Consider the following 20,237-nt stretch of genomic DNA (forward strand, 5'->3'; position numbering starts at 1 on the left):
TACCCCCCTCCCGTGGGGCTCCGGCAGGCCCTAGCGTTCTCGCCATGACGAACGAATTCCTCGCCTTCGCCCCGATTTCTCCGCTCGTTCCGGCCTCCCCGGCGACCGGCCTGCTGGACGAGATGATGGCGCGTGTGGGCGTCGACGGAATCGTCGCCGCGCTCGCCGACCCGGGCCTGCTGGCCCTGATCGACCAGCACTCCGCCGCCGTGCGCGACGCGCTCGAGTCGGCCGGCCGGGACGCCGACGCCGAGGGTCTCGCGAGCTACGCCCGCGCGATCGTGGCCGGCGCCCGCCGGACGGGCCTCTCGCTGCCGTCGCCGGGCGACGCGCCCGAGGCGCCGGCCGAGTGGAAGGCCGCCGACTGGCACCTGCTGCGCCTGGTCGCGGTGTGCGCGATCGCCGAGGAGAACGCGATTCTCTGACCACGCCTCGAGGAAACGGCCCGCTTCGGCGGGCCGTTTTCGTGTGGGGGGTGTCCTCCGTCCGGGCTCGGTCGTTCGTCACGGGGAACGCCCCGAAACGCCGATAGGGCAGATTTGCCGCAAAACGGTCGATACGGGATGGTGGGGGGATGAAGCTCGCTATCGTGCTCGCCGCCGCTGCCGGCCTGGCCCTCCCGGCGGCGCCCGCCCTGGCCGCCGCACCCACCCCCGACTCCTCGTCCGCCGTGTCGGCCGATGACATGACGACTGACGACGCGTGGGACGACGACGACACGTGGGATGACGACGCTCCGGGTGACGACGCTCCGGGTGACGACGCTCAGGCTGACGACGCGCCGGCTGACGACGCTCAGGCTGACGATGAGGCGCCCGTCCTGGCCGCCACCACTCCCGTTCAGGCCGCCGCCCCCACCGGCGCGCAGGTCGTCGCCCGCTGGACGTTCGACGCCGGCGCCGTCAACGGCAACGTCGCCGACACCTCCGGCCGCGGCCCCGCGCTCACCACCCGTACGGCCAACGGCGGCGCCATCCGCTATGACAACGCCACCCCGAGCGGTCGCTACGTGACGTTCCCGGCGGCCTGCTCGGCCACCGCCACCGCCTGCCCGCGGGCCCTGTTCGAGACGGCCAGCGTGGCCAGCCTCAACCCCGGCACCCGGACGTTCCGCTGGTCGGCACGCATGCAGCTGACCAAGGCGCAGATCGTCGGGTCGGCCAACATCATGCAGAAGGGCGTGGCCAAGGCGTCCAGCCAGTGGAAGATGCAGGTCGGCAAGACCAACGGCAAGGCGCAGTGCGTCATGGTCGGCGCCGGCTCGGCGGCGGTCCACATCGCCCGCTCGTCGGCCACGGTCGCCGACGGCCAGTGGCACAAGGTCGTCTGCCAGCGCAGCGGCGCGACCCTGTCGGTGTGGGTCGACGACAAGCAGGTCGGCTCGACCGCCATCCCGTCCACCCTGTCGGTCAGCAACACGCTGCCGCTGCGCATCGGCGGCCCCAACTTCAACACCAAGAGCGACATGTACCACGGCCGCCTCGACGACGTGTACGCCGAGCTGGGGTAGTTACCCGGAGGTGCCCTGGGCTCGGAAAAGTGCATTCTTCCGGGCCCGGGGCGCCGCCCGTACGGTCGTCGGCATGACTGTCACGTTGATCGACGCGCCCGGCCTGCCCGAGATCCCCATCTACCGTCAGGTATCGGTGGCCACGGGTTCCCGGATCATCCACATCGCCGGTCAGGTCGCCTGGGACGGCGGCGACTTCGCCACCCAGGTCGAACAGGCCTACCTCAATGCCGGCACCGCCCTCGCCGCCGCCGGCGCCACGTTCGACGACGTGGTGAAGCTGACCGCCCACGTCGTCGACTGGACGCCCGGCCTGATGCCGGAGCTGCTCGACGGCATCGCCCGCGCGTCGGCGAAGCTGGGCGTCACGATCGCCGCCCCCGCGTCGCTGTTCGGCATCGTGACCCTCGACGTGCCCGAGCACCTGGTCGAGGTCGAGGCGGTGGCCGTGCTCGACTAGAACCTGTTGCGGGCCGCATCGATGTGACCCAGATAGGCCTGGGTCCAGTCGCACATCCCGTCGACCACCTTGCGCAGCGCCTGGCCGGCCTCGGTGAGCGAATAGTCGACACTCGGCGGCACGGTCGGGTGCACGGTCCGCTCGACGAGCCCGTTGCGTTCGAGGGTGCGCAGATTTTGGGTCAGCACCTTGTGGCTGATGCCGCCCACCTCGCGGCGCAGTTCGTTGAAGCGCATGGTGCGCAACCCGAGAAACTCGATGATCAGCAGCGACCACTTGTTGGCCACGTCGGAGAAGATCTCCCGGGCCAGCGAGTCGGCCCGGGCCAGGTCGGCCTCGGGCGGCAGCGCGCCGATCTCCTCCCGGGTCCCCACGACTCCCAGCCTAGCGGGGTCAGCCGGCGTAGAACGTGGTGAGGATCGGGCCGAGCGCGGCCGGGTCGGCCACGTGGCCCTCGACCTTCAGCGTCTGCCGCCGGGCGTCGGGCAGGGCGGCGGCGGCCGCGTCGGCCGCCGCGCCGAAGAAGTCGACGGGCAGCCCGGCCATGTGCGGGTCGACCGTGACGCCGGTCGTCAGGAGCACCGGCTGCCGCACCCCGGCCAGCCGGTCGGCGGGCGGTGGGCCGTCGCCGAGGCAGGCCGCGTCGTAGCGCAGCGTCGGGGCCAGCGCGCGCAGGGCGGGCCAGACCGGGGCGGCCTCCGCGCCCGCGACGTCCTGCTCTGAGGACCCGGCGAGCCGCATGAACAGCCGGAGCGCCTGGTCGCGGTCGCCCGCGTCGAGCGCCTTGCCGAGGTCGAGCCGGTACGCCCGCCAGGCGGCGACCATCGCGTCGTCCACCTGGTAGGGCACCTCGTGGACGGCGACCCGGTCGACGGGAAGCCCCGCGGCGGCCGCCGCCAACGCGAGGGCGCCGCCGGTCGACGCCCCGAACAGGTGTGCCCGCCCGCCGACGGCATCGATCACCGCCGCGAGATCCTCGACCTCCCGCTCGACGGCGTAGGGCTGCGTGTCGCCGCTGTCTCCGCGGCCGCGGCGCCGGTAGTTCACGACGGCGAAGCTCTTGGCCAGGTGCTCGCCCAGCGGCCGGTTCTCCGTGCCGTCGTCCAGGCCGCCCCCGACGAGCACCAGCACCGGCCCCGCGCCGCCGATCCGGTCGTAGCCGATCGACGTGCCGTCGGCCGAGGTCACATGTGGCATCCCGCGCTCCTTCGATAGCTGTTGCTCCTAAAGTAGGAGTAGTCGGTGTCGAAAGCAAGGTACGATCGGCGCATGCGGAGCTACCGGGATCTGTGCGGCATCGCCCGAGCGCTCGACGTGGTCGGCGAACGCTGGGCGCTGCTGGTGGTGCGCGAGCTGCTGTTCGGCCCCAAGCGGTTCGCCGATCTGCACCGGGGACTGCCCGGCCTGAGCCAGAACGTGCTGACCCAGCGGCTGCGCGAGCTCGAGGACTCCGGCGTGCTGGTGCGGCGGCGCGCGCTGCCCCCGGCGGCCGGGCTGATCTACGAGCTCACCGACCGGGGTCGCACGCTCGAGCCGGTGCTGCTGGCGCTGGGGCGTTTCGGCAGCCCGCTGTCGCCGCAGCCGGACTCGGCCGAGGAGCTGAGCCCGGACGCGCTGATCGTGGCCCTGCGCACCACCTTCGACGCCGCCGCGATGGGCGCCGTGCGCGGCACCGTCCGGCTCCGGCTGCCGGGCGACGCTTTCCTGCTCACGGCCGGCCCCGAGGGGCTGACGGCGGTCCGGGGTGACGCCCCCGCCGACGCCGCGCTGACCTGCACCGTACGCACGGTGCAAGATCTCGTCTTCGACCGGCGCGACCTCGACGAGGCCATCCGAAGCGAGGCCGCGACCGCCGAGGGCGACTTGCGGTTGCTGCGCCTGTTGCTGGTCGCGTTCGACGATCACCGCGCCGTAACGGATGCCGCGCCGCCAGGGTCGCCGCCCGGCTCCTCATCGCCGGCGCCATCCCAGGAGTCATCCCCGGCGCGATCATCCTTGGGGTGAGTCGCGGCTTTGCCGATTGTTGGCCGCGGCCATGACCGCGAACCCATAACGGGCGCCGCGCCGCAGCACGGCCCAGGGCGTTGCCCGCGATCACCTGCGGCTCGCCATTTGATGGTGGCTATGAAGATCCGAGCAGCGGTTCGCCGCAGCACGGCCCAGGACGTCGCCCGCGATCACTTGCGGCTCGCTATTTGGTGGCCGTCTTCGACGACCACCGCAAACTCCGGAACGGATAGCTACTTGTTCGGCAAACTATGTGGGGCGGGCCGGCACCGCCGGTCCGCCCCACACAAATCAACAACCCCGTTCGGTCTAGCTGCGGCGGAATGCGTAGGACCGACCGCCCCCGGCACCGGCCGCGCGGCCCGCGTGGGCTCGCTCGGAGCGCTGGCGGGCGGCCTGCCGACTGTCCGAGGCGCCGTGGTGCTTCGCACCGGCGGTCGGATTCGCCCCAGGCTCGTCGCCGTCGCTCGTCAGGTGGGGCAGCGACGGCAGAGCGCCGTTCGTCTGCTGGGGCACCGACGGCAGAGCGCCGCTCGTCAGCTGGGGGAGCGACGGCACGGAATCGGGCGTGAGTTGAACTTTGAAACGCTGACCAGGCATACAGACCTCCTGCGGTGGAGCCAGGGGATGATCAGAGAAGCGCGCGTGTGCTCCGGGCGTCGGCGCGATGGTGGCTCCACGGCGGACGAATCACGCCGGAGCACCCGGAACCGAGCACAGGGGACGGCCCGACCGGGCCGGAGCATCAGGAGATCATGCGGACGAGGCTAATCCGGCCCGCGATGCCGCGCTACTGATTTAAAAGCCGCATTCCGGCCGTCAGCATCGCCGCGGCCGTCGGGTAGTCGCGCAGCTGCGCCTGGACCGTCTCGAGGCCCACCCGCAGCGCCACCGCCGGCACGCCCCGGGCCTGTAGCACCTCGTTCGTCCAGGCCACGAAGTCGGTGAAGATCGCGGTCTCGCTCACGTAGAGCGCGGCCGCCAGGAAGTCGACGATGTGCGCCATGTCTTCGGCCGTGGAGTCGAGCTGGCGCTGACTGTATTCGCGCATGGCGGGATACGCCTCGGTGAGCTGCCGCATGGCCGTGTTGATCAGCTCGGGGCGGTGGCGCACCACGTACGTGTATTCCTCGTCGCCCAGGAAGGCCGAGAGCTGCGGGTCCTGGTTGTGCGGGGGCCAGTTGTGGGCCAGCCGCCGCACGGCCTCCTCGGCGCCGGCGGCCCAGGCGTCCGCGCCCAGGTGCTGCGCGTATCGCCCGCCGGGGCCGAAGCCGCGGCCGCCCGCGATGACCGGGATGCCGGCCGTCCTGCAGGCCGTGATGGCGGCGTGCGCCCGCGGCAGCCGGGTCGCGATCATGCAGCTCAGCGCGACCACGTCCGGTCCGGTCTGGTGCAGGTGGCTGATCAGATGCGGCCCGGGCACGTTGGCCCCCAGGAAGTCGACCCGCCAGCCGTCCAGGCGCAGCATCTCGGCCAGCATGCGGGTCGGCAGCGCGTGCCACTCCCCGTCGACGCAGGCGATCGTCACCCGGCCCCGGGTGGGCTTGACGTTCGTCCGCAGGGCCAGCGCGGCCAGGGCCCGCTCGCTGATCGCCGTGGCCGCGTGCTCGCGGGCCACCGACCACTCGTTGGCCGCCCACAGCTCGCCGACGCGGGTCTGGGCGCCGCCGATCACGTCGATCATGAGCCGTTCGGCCGGTACGCCGCTGTCGTGCAGCTCGGTGATCAGCTCGACCGCGCCGTACTCGTCGCCGTCACCGACCAGCTGCAGGAACTCGTCGACCAGGCCGTCCGTGTCGTACGAGCGCCGGGGGGCGGCGCTGGGAACGCTCACGAACGGGCTCGCACGCGCCGCTCGGTGCGCCGGGCGTCGATCGCGAACGGCGACGCGTTGCGGGACCCGTTACGCAGGCTGAGCTGGGTGCGGGCGGGGGCGCGGACGGCCAGCATGGCGATGTCGTCGCGGACGCCGCCGTGCACCCAGTCGCTGACCAGCTGGCGGATGCGCTCGACGGTGGCCACCGCGGGCAGGCCGCGGCACTCGGCCAGCGCGTCGTGCAGCCGGGCCTCGCCGAACTGCTCGCCGTCGGCCGGTCCGCCGCGGGCCTCGGTCAGCCCGTCGCTGTAGAGCAGGCACAACTCGCCCGGCGCGAGCTCGATGTCGGCCGGGTTGACCACCGTACGCGCGACCGCGCCGATCAGGGTGCCGCTGACCGGCACCTCCTCGACGCGACCGTCGGCCCGCAGCACCAGCGGCGCCGGGTGACCGCCGGTGGCCAGCCGGAGCTGGACCCGGCCGTGCTCGACCCGGTTGACCGAGCCGACCACCAGGGTGACGAACCGGTGCTGGCGGCCCGAGTCGAGCAGGGCCTTGTTGAGCACGCGCAACATCTCTTCCGGCGGCGCGTCGACCAGCCGCAGGGCGCGCAGCGTCTGGCGGACCTTGCCGGTCAGCACGGCGGCCTCGGGGCCCTTGCCGCACACGTCGCCGAGCGCGATCACCGTGTCGGGACTGTTGTCGGTCGGCCCGAACACGTCGTAGAAGTCGCCGCCGATCCGCATCGCCTCGCGGGCCGCCTGATAGGAGCCGACCAGCTCGATGCCGTCGGGCTGGATCAGGTCGGGCGGCAGCAGGTCGGCCTGCAGCACCGCCGTGGTGTCGACCTGCTCGCGATAGAGCAGGGCGGCCGAGATGGCGGCGCCGGCGCGGGCGGCGAAGATCCGGGCGAGGATCTCGTCCTCCGGCCCGAACTGGGCGTTGTCGCCGCGGCGGGCCAGGATCAGCGCCCCGGCCGGCTCGGCGTTGCCGGGCAGGGGAGTGACCAGCAAGGCCCCGATCGGGCCGAAATTGGCCGGGAACAGCCACTCGGGCGCCTGGGCGGGGTCGAGCCACTTGCTCGGAATGGGCGGGAACCCGCCGAGCGCCTCGATCAGCCCGGGCACCTGATTGAGCGACTGCTCGCGGAGCGTGCCCTCCTCGGGCGAGCCCCCGGCGACCAGCCGCACCCACTGGGCCTGGCGGCGGTTCATCGGCAGCACCACCATGGCCGCGTCGGCCAGGTGGGCCACCGCGAGCTCGGCGGTGATCCGCTGGCAGCGGCCCTGGTGCAGCGACGACGACAGGCGGCGGCCGGCCTCGGCCAGGAACGCCGTGCGGGCACGCTCGGCCCGCAGCGCGTCGGCCCGGGCGACCTCGTCGGTGCGATCGCGCAGATACCACCCGTAGTGGTCGGCGCCCAGCGCGCGGCGCTGACCCTGCAGGTGGCGCCCGGCGTGGACGTCGGTGAAGGAGTCGTCGCCCGCGGCGAGCGCGCCGGCCAGGCCGGGCAGCGGCCCGTCGAAGGGCGATCCGCCCGCGGCGAAGGCCGGCACCAGCGCCTGAGCCGCGGCGTTGACCATCAGAATGGTGTCGTCGGCGGAGTCGCACAGCAGCACCGCCTCGCTGGCGGCGTCGAGTGCGGCGCGGAGCAGAGCAGGCGCAGGCCCGCTGGTCAGCCTTTCGCCGGTAGTCACCGGCGATTCCGCTGTCATGGTCCCTCCCGTCTCTCCCCGCCCGGCACGATCACTCACCACAGACTACGTGCTTATCGGCCCGGTGGCGGGGTGGCGGGCTTTGATCTTGGCCCTCAGCCGTCCAGATCGACAACGATCGGAGCGTGGTCGCTGGGGCCCTTGCCCTTGCGCGCCTCGCGGTCGACCACCGCATCTGTGACCCGGTCGGCCACCGAGCCGGTGGCGTAGACGAGATCGATCCGCATCCCGAGGTTTTTGTGGAACATGCCGGCCCGGTAATCCCAATAGGTGAACGGATGGTCCCCCTTCATCGGCCGGGCGACGATGTCGCGGAGCCCGATGCCGCGGATTTCGGACAGGGCCTCCCGCTCGGGCGGCGTCACATGGGTGGAGCCGATGAAGACCTTCGGGTCCCAGACGTCGTCATCCGTGGGGGCGACGTTGAAGTCGCCGGCCACCACGAGCGGCCCGGCGTCGATCTCGGCGGCGAGGGCCGCGCGCAATGCGGATAGCCAGGACAGCTTGTAGGTGTAGTGCGGATCGTCCGGGGTGCGGCCGTTCGGCACGTAGATCGAATAGAAGCGGATTCCCCCGGCGACGGCGCTAATGGCGCGTGCTTCCGGGTCGGGATAGCCGGGTTCGCCCGCGAATCCCTTGCGCACTTCGTCGAGCCCCACCCGCGAGAGCAGGGCGACCCCGTTCCAGCGGCCCTGACCGTACGCGGCCACGTCGTACCCGAGCTCGCCGACCTCGGCCGTGGGGAAGCCGTCCTCGGCGACCTTGGTCTCCTGCAGGCACAGGACGTCGGGTTTGGTGGTGTCGAGCCACTCCAGCAGGCGCGGAAGGCGCGCCTTGACCGAGTTGACGTTCCAGGTGGCGAAGCGCATCCGCCCAGCCTGCTACATCCGGCGGCGGTCCGCTGCCTCCGCGGTCTGCTTAAAAACGGCGCGTCGCGCGGGTGGCGGCGAGCAGGGCCAGGCCCAGGCCGGCCATGAGGACGAGCAGCACCGCGACCAACCAGACCACGGACCCGTCGGAGCCGACCAGCGTCGCCATGCGCGCTCCCTTCCCGCTGTCAGGATAATCCGAGTGTGATCCGCGTTACCGCGGAACCCGGTCAGCGAATAATGCCCGAGTCGCGCACGCGATGCCAGTCGTGATGGCAGGTTTGTCAGCATGCGAGTGGACGTGACGCCGGCGCTGCCCGACAGCCTCCTCGACGCGGCCTGGGAGTTCTACCGCGACACGTTCGACGAGCTGCGGGTCCTGGCGGTCAACCGGCACATGCTCTACCGCCACGAGTTCGAGGAGCTCATGGCGGACAAGCGCAACGACAAATACTTCGTACGGGATGACGAGGGCGTCACCGGGCTCGCGGTGATGACCAACGACCTGCACGCGGCCCCGCTGATCTCACCCGACTACTTCCGGCACCACTGGCCCGACCTGTACGCCGAGAGCCGCCTGTTTTTCGTGCACTTCGTGGGCGTACGGCAGGGCAGCCGGGGCCGGGGCGTGTTCATCAAGATGCTGCGCGAGATGTACAAGGCGATCGAGGCGGCCGACGGCCTGGTCTTCATCGACGTGTGCACTTTCAACGAGGACGTCCACCAACTGCCCGACCTGATCGGCAAGGTCCTCGACCGCATCGCCGGCCACGCCGTCTCCACCCGCATCGACTCCCAGTCGTTCTGGATGTACGAGTTCCCGAAGGTCCGCGCGGACGCCTGAGCTCAGTCGGCGCGGTGGCGGCCGGAGAGGGCGGCGGCGGTTCCGGTCGCGTGCCAGTGGTGGGCGAATTCCGCCGGGGGCACGGCCGGCCCCCAGAGCCACCCCTGCCCGCGGGTCACGCCGACCGCGGCCAGCGCGTCCCGTTGCAGCCGGGTCTCCACGCCCTCGGCGATCACCGAGTGGCCCAGCGCGTGGCTCATCGCGACCACGGCCCGCACGATCTCGTCGTCCTCGCGCGAGAGGCCGAGGCCGGTCACGAACGAGCGGTCGATCTTGATGCCGGTCACCGGGAAGCGGCGCAGGTAGCCCAGTGACGAGAAGCCGGTGCCGAAGTCGTCGATGAGCACCTGGCAGCCCAGTTCGCGCAGCTCGAACAGCACCCGGCCGGGCACGCCGGCCGAGTCGACCAGCACCGACTCGGTCATCTCGAGGGCGACGCAGCGGGCCGGCACGCCGTACTGGAGCATCTCGGCCGACACGACCAGGGGCAGGCGTGGGTCGGTGAGCTGGCGGCCGGAGACGTTGATGGACAGATAGAAGGTGTCGTCGACCGTGCCCTCGGCGCGCCACGTCCCGAGCTGGCGCAGCGCCTCCTGCCGCACCCAGTCGCCGATGGCGCCGATCAGCCCGGCCTCCTCGGCGATCGGGATGAACGTGGCCGGCGAGATCGGGCCGCGCTCCGGGTGCACCCAGCGCACCAGCGCCTCGGCCCCGGCCGGCGCCCCGGTCGGCAGGTCGACGATCGGCTGGTAGGCCACGCTGAGCTGCCCGTCGCCCAGGGCCCGGCGCAGCGCCACCTCGAGCTCGATCCGTTCCCGCACCTTCTCGTGCATGGCCGCGTCGAAGACGACCGTGCTGCCCGGGCCCTCGGCCTTGGCCCGATACATCGCCGTGTCGGCGTCGCGCAGCAGTGCCTCGGCGACCGTGCCCGGGTGGCCGGCCTCCGCGCTCGCGGACGCGACGCCCATCGAGCACGTGACGGTCAGCTCGGTGCCGCGCACGCCGAACGTACGGGAAAAGCACTTCTGGATCTCGGCCGCCACGGCGAGCGCATGGTCCTCGTCGCCCAGCGTGGCCGCCATGAACTCGTCGCCGCCCAGCGCGGCCAGCGGCATCGCCGCGGGCAGCCGGTCGCGCAGCCGGCGGCCCACCTCGATGACCAGGCGGTCGCCGGTGTCGTGGCCCCAGCCGTCGTTGACGAACTTGAAGCCGTCGAGGTCGAGCAGGAGGACCCAGACCCGTTTGACGCCGCCCGGGGCCAGGCGGCCCAGCATCCGGGCCACCTCCTCGGTGATCAGGTAGCGGTTGGGCAGCCCGGTCAGCGCGTCGTGCATGGCCTGGTGCTCGGCGCGAACCTGGGCCGCCACCTGCGACTGGACGGCGGTCACGGCCCGCGTCACCAGCAGCACGACGATCAGCACCCCGGCCGCCGCGATCGTCGTCCGCTGGGCCCAGGTCACGTCCTCGAGCACCAGCAGCAGCACGAACGGGCCGGCCAGGGCGGGCACCAGCAGCGCGATGCGGCCCCCGGACCAGGCCTGCACGGGTGGCTTGGCGGCCTGACCGAGCCGGGTCACCGACGGGTGCAGCGCGGTCACCCCGATCAGCCCGTACGCCACCAGGAACGGCACGTCGAACAGCGGGGAGGCGTACGTGCGGCCGGAGATGCCGATGACGGCGTACGCGATGTCCCCGATCAGCAGCGAGGTCATCGCGCTCAGCAGGGTGATCAGGCTGACCGGCCAGGTGGTCGACGTGAAGGTCAGGTTGACCACGAGCAGCAGGACGACCACGTCGAAGAGCGGATAGAAGCCGGCCAGCACGGATTCGAGCCCGGGCCGGCCGGTGATCGCGGCCGCGGGCGCCGCCAGCAGCAGGATCGCGGCCAGCGCGCCGGACACGCAGACGATCAGCCCGTCCAGCACGGCGTGCCGTTCGACGCTCTGCCGCTGCCGCAGCATGACGACGAGGAACGCGCAGAGCATCACGTAGCCCGGCACGGTCGCGCAGTCGGCCACCAGCGGCGTGTCGACCAGCGGCCGCAGCAGCACGCCGACCAGGAACGCCAGCGCCGACGCGCCCAGCAGCAGCCACGCCGTCCGCGGCTCGGCGCCCCGGCGGCGCGGCCCGGCGAAACAGGCCCAGACCGTGCCCACGCCGATGATCAGCAGGCAGGCGGAGTTGACGACCGGCGAGAGGTTGGCCGTGTACGCCACGGTGGCCGCGAGCCCGGCCAACGCGAACAGTCTCCACTTTTCGGTCATCAATGCTCAGTTCGGTGCGCGAACAGAGCATCTGAGCGGTACGCGCTAGCGGGCGAGCGCGGTGCTCGGGAGCCGGGCCGGAGCGTGCGCCGGGCGCGGCCGGGGGATCGGGCTGCCGTGCGCGAACAGCGTCGGGCTGGCCGCCCGGCGCAGCACCCCGCGCGCGACCGAGCCCAGCAGGCCCGCGTCGTGCGAGCCGCGCGGGCCCAGCACCGTCACCCGGGCCCGGCCCGAGGCGCGGACCAGGGTCGGGGCGGCCGCGCCGGTGAGCAGCCTCGTCGTGAAGTCGGTCAGCTCGGGAACGGCGGCCACCGCCCGGTCCAGGATCTCGCGGCCCTCCTGCTCGCCGCCGGGCTGCTCGACCACGTGGGCCACCAGCACCGGCACGTTGCGGCGGGCGCCCTCCGCGGCGGCCTGGCGCAGGCCCAGCAGCGAGGTCTCGGAGCCGTCGACCGCGGCCAGGATCGGGCCGGCCTGGGGGCGCGGGCCGCGGGCGACCAGCACCGGGCACCAGGCCCGGGCCACCGTCTGCACCAGCACCGAGCCGGTCGGCAGCCAGGGCGTGGTGGCCAGGTCGTCGTCGCCCAGCACGAGCAGCTCGGCGGTGCGGCCCAGGCGCAGCAGCACCTGGTCGGGCAGGCCGTCGACGAGTTGTCCCGTCACCCGCACCCCGGGTGTGGAACGCTGGGCGGTGGCGACGGCGGCGTCGACGATCTGTGCCGCGGCCCCGCGTGCCCGGGGGTGGGACCAGGTGAAAACGTGCACGATCCGAAGTTCGCGGTCGCGCGAGACGGCTTCGCGGGCGGCCAGTCGCACGGCGGCGAGGCCTGCCGACGTGCCGGTGACACCCACGACAACGGGAGACGGACTCGGATCGGGCATCGGGTTGCACCTCCGCGTTCGACTACAACCATTATCTATACAAGGGCGCCACTCTTCGTGATCAATCCCTCAGCGGGGATCCGCCTGATGCCCCATTCAGGTTGAGGGTTTACGGTGAACTACAAAATTTGTGGGACATCTGCCGGTGAAGTGAGGGAAATACATGACGGATGTCAAGCTCGACCACCCTGGCGGGCAGCTTTCGATGCCGGTACGCGAGGCGGTCGAGGGCCCCGGCGGCATCGACGTCAGTGCCCTCCTGAAGGAGACCGGCTTCGTCACTCTGGACCAGGGTTTCGTCAACACCGCCTCGACCACGTCGACGATCACCTATATCGATGGTGACGCCGGCATTCTCCGCTACCGCGGATATCCGATCGAGCAGCTGGCCGAGCGGTCGTCGTTCCTCGAGGTCTCGTACCTTTTGATGCACGACGCGCTGCCGACGCCGCAGCAGCTCAAGGACTTCGCCGACAAGATCCGGGTGCACACGCTCCTGCAGGAGGAGATGCGCACCTTCTTCTCCGGCTTCCCACGCGACGCGCACCCGATGGCCGTGCTCTCCTCGGCCACCACCGCGCTGTCGACGTTCTACCAGGACGCGCTCGACCCGCTCGACCCCGAGCAGGTCGAGATCTCCGGCATCCGGCTGATGGCGAAGCTTCCGACCATCGCGGCGTACGCGTACAAGAAGTCGATCGGCCACCCCCTGCCGTACCCGGACAACAGCCTGGACTACGTCGACAACTTCCTGCGGATGACGTTCGGCCTGCCGACCGTGCAGTACAACGTCGACCCCAAGATCGCCAAGATCCTGGACATGCTGTTCATCCTGCACGCCGATCACGAGCAGAACTGCTCGACGTCGTCGGTCCGGCTGGTCGGCTCGGCGCAGGCCAACCTGTTCGCCTCGGTCTCGGCCGGCATCAACGCGCTCTCCGGCCCGCTGCACGGCGGGGCCAACGCGGCGGTGCTCGAGATGCTCGAGCAGATCCGCAAGGACGGCGGCGACGTCGCCTCGTTCGTCACGCGAGTGAAGAATAAGGAAAAGGGCGTCAAGCTCATGGGCTTCGGCCACCGGGTCTACAAGAATTACGACCCGCGGGCCGCCATCGTCAAGAAGGCCGCGCAGGAGATGCTGGCGACCCTCGACAAGCCCGACCCGCTGCTCGAGATCGCGTTCCAGCTCGAGGAGATCGCGCTCAACGACGAGTACTTCGTCTCGCGCAAGCTCTATCCGAACGTGGACTTCTACACGGGCCTCATCTACAAGGCGATGGGCTTCCCGACCAAGATGTTCACGGTGCTGTTCGCGATCGGCCGCCTGCCCGGCTGGATCGCGCAGTGGACCGAGATGATGAACGACCCGGCCAACAAGATCGGCCGGCCGCGGCAGCTCTACACGGGCGCCCCGGAGCGCGAGTTCGTCGCGATCGACAAGCGCTGACAAGTTCGTACGAACTATCGACGCCCCGCCGGATTTCCGGCGGGGCGTTTTCGTAACATCGGGGCATGGAGACGTTGGAGTTTCAAGCCGAGGCCCGGCAACTGCTGCAGTTGATGGTCCACTCGATCTATTCGAACAAGGACATCTTCCTGCGCGAGCTGATCTCGAACGCCTCGGACGCGCTGGACAAGCTGCGCCTGGCCACCCTCCAGGACGGCCTCGAGGCCGACGCCACCGACCTGCACATCGAGCTGGCCGCCGACAAGGAGGCGCGCACGCTGACGGTGCGCGACAACGGCATCGGCATGACCCGCGACGAGGTCGTCGAGCTGATCGGCACGATCGCCAAGTCGGGCACGGCCGAGCTGCTGGCCAAGCTGCGCGAGGCGAAGGAGAGCCCGGAGCTGATCGGCCAGTTCGGCGTCGGGTTCTACTCGACGTTCATGGTGGCCGACAAGGTCGAGCTGGTGACGCGCAAGGCCGGCACCGAGGGGCACGGCACCCGCTGGGAGTCCGGCGGCGAGGGCACGTTCACGATCGACGACGCGCCCGACGCGCCGGTCGGCACCACCGTCACCGTCCACCTTCGCCCCACCGACGAGGAGGACGCGCTCTACGACTACACGGACGACTGGAAGATCCGTGAGATCGTCAAGAAGTACTCGGACTTCATCGCGTTCCCCATCAAGATGGGCGACGACACGCTCAACTCGATGAAGGCGCTCTGGGCGCGGCCCCGCTCCGAGGTGTCCGACGAGGAATACCACGAGTTCTACCGGCACATCAGCCACGACTGGTCCGAGCCGCTCGAGATCATCAACATGAAGGCCGAGGGCACGTTCGAGTACGAGGCCCTGCTGTTCCTGCCGTCGCGGGCCCCGCACGACCTGTTCCAGCGCGACTCCCGGCACGGCCTGCAGCTCTACGTCAAGCGCGTCTTCATCATGGACGACAGCCGCGAGCTGATCCCGGACTACCTGCGCTTCGTCAAGGGCGTGGTCGACGCGGCCGACCTGTCGCTGAACATCTCGCGCGAGATCCTGCAGCAGGACAGGCACATCCAGATGATCCGCCGGCGCCTGGTCAAGAAGGTGCTGTCGACCATCAAGGACCTGCGCAACAACAACGCGGAGAAGTACGCGACGTTCTGGCGCGAGTTCGGCCGCGCCCTCAAGGAGGGCCTGCTCAACGACCAGGACAACCAGAAGGCCATCCTCGACGTCTCGACGTTCGCGTCCACGGCGGGCACCGAGCCGACCACCCTCGCCGCGTACATCGAGCGGATGAAGGAGGGTCAGGAGGAGATCTACTACCTGACCGGTGACAGCCGCTCGCAGGTGGAGAACTCGCCGCACATGGAGGCGTTCCAGCAGCAGGGGTACGAGGTATTGATCCTGACCGACCCGGTCGACGAGATCTGGGTCGAGGCCGTCCCCGACTACGACGGCAAGAAGCTGCAGTCCATCGCGCGCGGCTCGGTCGACCTGCCCAAGGACAAGGAGGAGCCGGAGCCCGAGGGCGACTTCGCGCCGCTGCTGACCTTCCTCAAGGAGCAGCTGACCGAGCAGATCAAGGACGTCCGCCTGTCGCACCGCCTGATCAGCTCGCCCGCGTGCCTGGTCAGCGACACCGACGACATCACGCCCGCGCTCGAGAAGATGTATCGCGCGATGGGGCAGGAGGGCCCGCGGGTCAAGCGGATCCTCGAGCTCAACCCGGGTCACCCGCTGGTCAGCGGTCTGCGCACGGCGTTCGAGGAGCGGGCCGACGACCCGGCGCTGCCCGAGACGGCCGAGCTGCTCTACGGCACGGCGCTGCTGGCCGAGGGCGGCGACCTGGAGGACCCGGCGCGCTTCGCCAAGCTGCTGGCCGAGCGCCTGGCCAAGACGGTCTAAAGCTCGTCCAGCCAGCTTCTGGGGCCGGGGTGCTGAACGCGCACCCCGGCCACCCGGATCGCCTCGGTGATCGCGTCCCGCATGGGTTTTCCGGCGTGCAGCGCGTAGGCGAGAGCGCCGTGGAAGGCGTCGCCGGCGCCCGCGGTGTCGAGCGCCTCGACGGGCGGGACTTCGATCTCTTCGGTGTGGCCGTCCCGTGTCCAGGTCACCGGGGCGGGGCCGTGGGTGACGATCACGTCGGGGGCGGTGAGGCCATCCAGAGAGCGGAACGCGGCCGAGCAGGCGACCACGTCGGCGTGCGGGAGGATGTCGGCGAAGACGGGCCGCCAGGTTCCGGCGTCGACCACGAGTGTGCGCGCGGCCCGGGCGGCGGCCACTGCCAGCACGGGGTGATGCCCGTCGACCAGCGTCAGCTCCGCGTCGGGCAAACCTTCCCCCGGTACGCGGAACGACCGGTCACCGGCGTTGCGGCTGACGATCGTGCGCTCGCCCGTGCCGTTGACCACGATGACGGTCGAGACTGGTGGCAACCCCTCGGAATCTTGGGCCGCGTCCACGAGGCGTACGTCATGGGTCTCTAGATCTTGCCGGATGAGGGCGCCCAGCGGATGCGTGCCGATGGCCGTGACCAAAGTGACCGGCGCGCCCAGGGCGGCCGCCGTGATCGCGGCGTTGAGGGCCGGACCGCCCGCGGCGACCTCGGCCGAGCGGGCCTGCGCCTTCTCGTCCACGCCGGGCACCCGATCGACCCGATAGACGAGGTCGACGGTGGCCAGCCCGACGCAGAGGATCATTCCGCGACCGAGCGTACCGCCTCCCGGAGCGCGGTGGCGCCGGCTGCCGCGAGGGCCGCGGCGCCCCGGACCGTCGCCGCGACGAACTGGTGCTCGGGCGGGATGCGTTCGACGATGGCCTGCCACTGCGCGGGGGTGAGCGGGAACGGGTTGCTGCCGCCGGCCATGCGCAGGATGAGCGCGTCCGAGAACCGCTGATCGTTCTTGAGCGTCTCGCGCGGGATTGGCCGGCTCGCGAACTCGCGCGTGAAGTGGACGCCGATCACCGAGTCGTGCGGGGCGTCGACGATTGTGCCAACCGCCGCCACGCCGCCGCCGGGACCGCTGTGCCACAGGGCCACGTCGTCGCCCGCGGTGATCAGCTCCCGGTAGCGTCGGACGGTCCAGTCGCCGCTGCCGCACGCGCCGCGGGCCGGATTGTGCTGGAGAAGCCAGTGCGCCATCTGGTCAGTCTGGTCAGCCGGGGGCGGTCAGGTTGCCAGTTCGCGCACGAATACCCCGATGTTGCGGAAGACCTCGGCGATGCCGTCGCCGATGCCCTGCGCGATCTCGGAGGCCGGACCGGGGTTCGTGCCGATGTAGAAGATGATGAGGACGAGCACGATCCAGCCGAGGGCTTTCTTCATCAGAAATGGCTCCTTCCGCGACCGGGCGTGTGCCTACATGATCGTGGCACGTCCGCGCACGCGTTTCGTGCACCTTCACCCGCGCGGCGCGAACAACGCTTGCGCATTCCACCAGCAGACGGCGTTCAACCATTCATCGCCCAGCTCCAATCGGGCCAGCGACTCGATCTGGTGCTCGTACGGATACGGAATGTTGGGGAAGTCGCTGCCCAGCAGCACCTTGCCGGCCAGGCCGAGAGCGCGCAGCCGCGGTCGCAGGTCGCGCGGGAACGGCGCCATCCGCTCGAAGAAGTCGGTGAAAGCCATCGTGGTGTCGAGCCGGACCTGCTCGTAGCGCTCGGCCAGCTCGAGAAAGCCCTCATATTCGGGCGCCCCGGCGTGCGCGATGATGACGCTCAGCCGCGGATGCTTGCGCAGGACGTCGCCGATCGGGCCCGGCCCGGTGAACCCGGCGGCCACCGGACCCGACCCGGCGTGCACCACCACCGGCGCCCCCGCCTCGGCCATCAGCCCCCACACGGGATCGAGCTCGGCCAAGCGGGGGTCGAACCCGCCGACCTGCAGGTGCAGCTTCCAGATCCGCGCCCCACGATCAAGAGCCGCTTGCGCGTACGCCGTCACGCCGGGCTCGGGGAAGAAAGTGGCACTGGGCAGGCAGCCGGGGGTGCGCTCGGCGAACGCGAGCGTCCACTCGTTGAGGTCGGCCGCCATGTCCGGGCGGTGCGCGTACGCGAGCGCGCTGAACATCTGGACGTTCAACTTCCTGAGCGTTTCGACGCGTTCCTGCTCGCTCCCGCGATACGTGATCGGCCACGGCCGGCCGATCAGCGGGCCGGCCTGGTCGAAGTGATCCCATACCCGGCGCTGCATGCGCGGGGGCAGGAAGTGAGTGTGCACGTCGGCGAGGCGCTCGATCACACTGCGAGCCTACATCTTGACAGCTGCTATTAAATGACAGCTACTCTCAAATTATGGTTACTTCCACTTCGCGCTGGTACGCGCTCGCCGCGATGGCCCTGAGCACCCTCGCGGTCGGCCTCGACACGACCGTGCTCAGCGTCGCGCTGCCCACCCTGGCCCGTGATCTCGACGCCTCCACCGGTGACCTGCAGTGGTTCACCACCGCCTACCTGCTCGTGCTGGCGGCCGCGCTGCTGCCGGCCGGGCTGCTGGGCGACCGGCTCGGCCGCAAACGCCTGCTGATCGGGGCCCTGGTGCTCTTCGGTGCGGCGTCGGTCGCCTGTGCGTACGCGCAGACCTCGGGTCAGCTGATCGCCGCCCGCGCCGTCCTCGGCCTGGGCGCGGCGGTGATCATGCCGCTGTCCGGGGCCGTGCTGACCACGCTGTTCGACAACCGGGAACGCGGCCGGGCCATGTCGATCTGGGTGACCGCGAGCGCGCTCGGCATCCCGCTCGGCCCGCTGCTGGGCGGCTGGCTGCTCGACAACTTCTGGTGGGGCTCGGTCTTCCTGATCAACGTGCCGGTGGTGATCGCCGGGGTGGTGGCGCTGGCGCTCTGGCTGCCCTCGTCGCGGGGCGAGTCCTCGCGGATCGACGTCGCCGGCATGCTGCTGTCGGCCGCCGGGCTGGTCGGCATCACGTACGGGATCATCGAGGCCGGCTCGCGCGGCTGGACCGACCCGCGCTCGCTGCTCACCATCGCGGCCGGAATCGTGCTGCTCGTCGTCTTCGTGCTGTGGCAGCGGCGGGCCGCGTCACCGCTGGTCGACCTCGCGCTGTTCCGCAACCGCGCCTTCACGGGCGGGGCGGTGCTGGCCACTGTGGCCAGCTTCGCGATGCTCGGGCTGCTGTTCTCGCTGCCCCAGCTGTTCTCGGCCGTCGGCGGGCACGACGCGTTCGGCTCGGGAATCCGGCTGCTCCCGGTGATCGGCGGGCTGATCGTGGGCGCCCGCGCAGGGGAGAAGCTGGCCGCCGCGCTGGGGGCTCGGCTGGTGATCGCGGGCGGGCTGCTGGCGATCGCGGTCGCGTCGGTGCTGGGCGCCCAGACGTCGGCCACCACCGGGTACGGATACATCGCCGTGTGGATCACGTTGACCGGCCTCGGGCTGGGACTGACCATGCCACCCGCCCTGAACGCGGCGATCGGCGCGCTGACCCCCGCCCGGGCCGGCATCGGGAACGCGCTGCTGCAGGCGTTGCGCCAGGTCGGCGGGGCCGTGGGGGTGGCCGTGCTGGGGACCGTGCTCAACTCGGCCTACCGCTCGCACGTGCCCGGCTCGGCTCCCGCTGCCGTGCGCGAGAGCGTCACCTCGGGCGTCTCGGTGGCGGCGCAGACCGGGGATGCCGGGCTCGGGCAATCCGTTCGAGAGGCTTTCACGTACGGGATGGATCGGTCTCTGCTCGTCGCCGGGGCGCTGGCCCTGGCCGGTGTGGTGCTCGCGCTCGTGATGATGCCCGCGCGGCCCGCGGAGGACCAGCCGGAGGTTTTGGCAGAATCGCTGGTATGACGTCAGACGCTCGTGCCGCCGCCGTCCCTCCCGCGGCGGCCGGACTTCGCGAGCGCAAAAAGGCGAAGACGCGCGCGACGATCCGTGCCGTGGCGATGCAGCTGTTCACTTCCCAGGGCTACGCGGCCACCACGGTCGAGCAGATCGCCGAGTCGGCCGAGGTCTCGCCGAGCACCTTCTTCCGTTACTTCCCGACGAAGGAAGACGTGGTCGTGACCGACGACTACGACCCACTGATCATCGAGGCCATCCGGGCCCAGCCGCCCGAGACGCCAGTGGCCGACGCGGTGCTGCTCGGCATGCGCCAGGTCTTCGAGCGCCTCACCGAGCAGGAATGGGACAGCGAACGGCGCCGTCAGGAGCTGTTTCGCAGCGTGCCCGAACTGCTGGCCCGTCAGCTGCAGGCCACCGTGGCGGCCGTCGAGATGCTGACCGGGGTGATCGCCGAACGCCTGGGGGTGCCGCCCACCGACTTCGGCGCCCGCGCGCTGGCCGGGGCGTTCGTGGGAGTGTCGCTGACATTCCTGCCGCCGGGCCGGCCGCACCACTTCGACTCGCACGACTTCGACAACGTCCGCGAAGCCTTGATCGGGCTGCGGACCCATCTGGAGCCGTTGCAGCCCTGACCGCCGCTCCGCCC

20 protein-coding genes are annotated in these 20,237 nt (G+C 71.0%); 9 read left to right on the forward strand and 11 right to left on the reverse strand.

What is annotated here, in order from left to right; translation table 11 throughout:
* Window positions 1–44: 44 nt before the first annotated feature.
* The 3 genes from JKJ07_RS29230 to JKJ07_RS29240 all read left to right on the forward strand — a co-directional run bounded on the left by JKJ07_RS29230 (window position 45) and on the right by JKJ07_RS29240 (window position 1,970).
* Window positions 45–425, forward strand: a complete 381-nt coding sequence (locus JKJ07_RS29230) for a DUF6401 family natural product biosynthesis protein (protein WP_202995019.1) — start codon at window positions 45–47, stop codon at window positions 423–425.
* A 149-nt stretch (window positions 426–574) separates the two neighbouring features.
* Window positions 575–1,510: a LamG-like jellyroll fold domain-containing protein gene (locus tag JKJ07_RS29235; RefSeq protein WP_202995020.1), complete on the forward strand. Its 936-nt coding sequence runs from the start codon at window positions 575–577 to the stop codon at window positions 1,508–1,510.
* 73 nt (window positions 1,511–1,583) lie between these two features.
* Window positions 1,584–1,970, forward strand: coding sequence for a RidA family protein (locus JKJ07_RS29240; protein ID WP_202995021.1), 387 nt, complete (start codon window positions 1,584–1,586; stop codon window positions 1,968–1,970).
* On the opposite strand, the gene JKJ07_RS29245 is transcribed toward JKJ07_RS29240, so the two are convergent.
* The gene (locus tag JKJ07_RS29245; RefSeq protein ID WP_202995022.1) at window positions 1,967–2,344 is read right to left on the reverse strand and encodes a winged helix-turn-helix transcriptional regulator; all 378 of its coding nucleotides are present in this window, start codon (window positions 2,342–2,344) and stop codon (window positions 1,967–1,969) included. The genes JKJ07_RS29240 and JKJ07_RS29245 overlap by 4 nt on opposite strands.
* Before the next feature lie 19 nt (window positions 2,345–2,363).
* Window positions 2,364–3,167, reverse strand: coding sequence for an alpha/beta fold hydrolase (locus JKJ07_RS29250; RefSeq protein ID WP_202995023.1), 804 nt, complete (start codon window positions 3,165–3,167; stop codon window positions 2,364–2,366).
* A 72-nt stretch (window positions 3,168–3,239) separates the two neighbouring features.
* Between JKJ07_RS29250 and JKJ07_RS29255 the strand changes: the two genes are divergently transcribed.
* The gene (locus JKJ07_RS29255) at window positions 3,240–3,974 is read left to right on the forward strand and encodes a winged helix-turn-helix transcriptional regulator (protein WP_202995024.1); all 735 of its coding nucleotides are present in this window, start codon (window positions 3,240–3,242) and stop codon (window positions 3,972–3,974) included.
* Window positions 3,975–4,767: 793 nt separating this feature from the next.
* Here the strand turns inward: JKJ07_RS29255 and JKJ07_RS29260 are convergent.
* The 3 genes from JKJ07_RS29260 to JKJ07_RS29270 all read right to left on the reverse strand — a co-directional run bounded on the left by JKJ07_RS29260 (window position 4,768) and on the right by JKJ07_RS29270 (window position 8,377).
* Window positions 4,768–5,811: a cobalamin B12-binding domain-containing protein gene (locus tag JKJ07_RS29260; RefSeq protein WP_307834465.1), complete on the reverse strand. Its 1,044-nt coding sequence runs from the start codon at window positions 5,809–5,811 to the stop codon at window positions 4,768–4,770.
* The gene (locus JKJ07_RS29265) at window positions 5,808–7,508 is read right to left on the reverse strand and encodes a PP2C family protein-serine/threonine phosphatase (RefSeq protein WP_202995025.1); all 1,701 of its coding nucleotides are present in this window, start codon (window positions 7,506–7,508) and stop codon (window positions 5,808–5,810) included. Before JKJ07_RS29265 ends, JKJ07_RS29260 begins: the two co-directional genes overlap by 4 nt.
* Window positions 7,509–7,603: 95 nt before the next feature.
* Window positions 7,604–8,377, reverse strand: coding sequence for an exodeoxyribonuclease III (locus tag JKJ07_RS29270; protein WP_202995026.1), 774 nt, complete (start codon window positions 8,375–8,377; stop codon window positions 7,604–7,606).
* A gap of 289 nt (window positions 8,378–8,666) precedes the next feature.
* Between JKJ07_RS29270 and JKJ07_RS29275 the strand changes: the two genes are divergently transcribed.
* On the forward strand, window positions 8,667–9,221 hold the full coding sequence (locus JKJ07_RS29275; RefSeq protein WP_202995027.1) for a hypothetical protein: 555 nt from the start codon (window positions 8,667–8,669) through the stop codon (window positions 9,219–9,221).
* Between the two features lie 2 nt (window positions 9,222–9,223).
* On the opposite strand, the gene JKJ07_RS29280 is transcribed toward JKJ07_RS29275, so the two are convergent.
* Entirely contained in the window at window positions 9,224–11,485 is a 2,262-nt protein-coding gene (locus tag JKJ07_RS29280) for a putative bifunctional diguanylate cyclase/phosphodiesterase (RefSeq protein ID WP_202995028.1), read from the reverse strand.
* Between the two features lie 45 nt (window positions 11,486–11,530).
* On the reverse strand, window positions 11,531–12,367 hold the full coding sequence (locus JKJ07_RS29285; protein WP_202995029.1) for a universal stress protein: 837 nt from the start codon (window positions 12,365–12,367) through the stop codon (window positions 11,531–11,533).
* Between the two features lie 163 nt (window positions 12,368–12,530).
* Here JKJ07_RS29285 and JKJ07_RS29290 point away from each other — a divergent pair, with 163 nt between their 5' ends.
* Window positions 12,531–13,814 carry a citrate synthase gene (locus JKJ07_RS29290; RefSeq protein ID WP_202995030.1) on the forward strand — a complete coding sequence of 428 codons (1,284 nt, stop codon included), beginning with the start codon at window positions 12,531–12,533 and terminating at the stop codon, window positions 13,812–13,814.
* Window positions 13,815–13,879: 65 nt separating this feature from the next.
* Window positions 13,880–15,709, forward strand: coding sequence for a molecular chaperone HtpG (gene htpG / locus JKJ07_RS29295; protein ID WP_202995031.1), 1,830 nt, complete (start codon window positions 13,880–13,882; stop codon window positions 15,707–15,709).
* On the opposite strand, the gene JKJ07_RS29300 is transcribed toward htpG, so the two are convergent.
* The 4 genes from JKJ07_RS29300 to JKJ07_RS29315 all read right to left on the reverse strand — a co-directional run bounded on the left by JKJ07_RS29300 (window position 15,706) and on the right by JKJ07_RS29315 (window position 18,047).
* Window positions 15,706–16,503 (reverse strand): PfkB family carbohydrate kinase, encoded by a 798-nt coding sequence (locus JKJ07_RS29300; protein WP_202995032.1) that lies wholly within the window; start codon window positions 16,501–16,503, stop codon window positions 15,706–15,708. The genes htpG and JKJ07_RS29300 overlap by 4 nt on opposite strands.
* A complete protein-coding gene (locus JKJ07_RS29305; protein WP_202995033.1) occupies window positions 16,500–16,946 on the reverse strand; it encodes an EVE domain-containing protein in 447 nt (148 codons plus the stop codon). The genes JKJ07_RS29300 and JKJ07_RS29305 overlap by 4 nt, the downstream gene beginning before the upstream one ends.
* Window positions 16,947–16,973: 27 nt before the next feature.
* The gene (locus JKJ07_RS29310) at window positions 16,974–17,129 is read right to left on the reverse strand and encodes a hypothetical protein (protein ID WP_184949291.1); all 156 of its coding nucleotides are present in this window, start codon (window positions 17,127–17,129) and stop codon (window positions 16,974–16,976) included.
* A 75-nt stretch (window positions 17,130–17,204) separates the two neighbouring features.
* The gene (locus tag JKJ07_RS29315; RefSeq protein WP_307834466.1) at window positions 17,205–18,047 is read right to left on the reverse strand and encodes an amidohydrolase family protein; all 843 of its coding nucleotides are present in this window, start codon (window positions 18,045–18,047) and stop codon (window positions 17,205–17,207) included.
* A 53-nt stretch (window positions 18,048–18,100) separates the two neighbouring features.
* Between JKJ07_RS29315 and JKJ07_RS29320 the strand changes: the two genes are divergently transcribed.
* Entirely contained in the window at window positions 18,101–19,597 is a 1,497-nt protein-coding gene (locus JKJ07_RS29320; protein ID WP_202995034.1) for a DHA2 family efflux MFS transporter permease subunit, read from the forward strand.
* The gene (locus JKJ07_RS29325; RefSeq protein WP_202995035.1) at window positions 19,594–20,223 is read left to right on the forward strand and encodes a TetR family transcriptional regulator; all 630 of its coding nucleotides are present in this window, start codon (window positions 19,594–19,596) and stop codon (window positions 20,221–20,223) included. Before JKJ07_RS29320 ends, JKJ07_RS29325 begins: the two co-directional genes overlap by 4 nt.
* Window positions 20,224–20,237 lie beyond the last annotated feature (14 nt).

The organism is Paractinoplanes lichenicola, from assembly GCF_016785085.1.
In the GTDB taxonomy this organism is placed as follows: Bacteria; Actinomycetota; Actinomycetes; order Mycobacteriales; family Micromonosporaceae; genus Actinoplanes; species Actinoplanes lichenicola.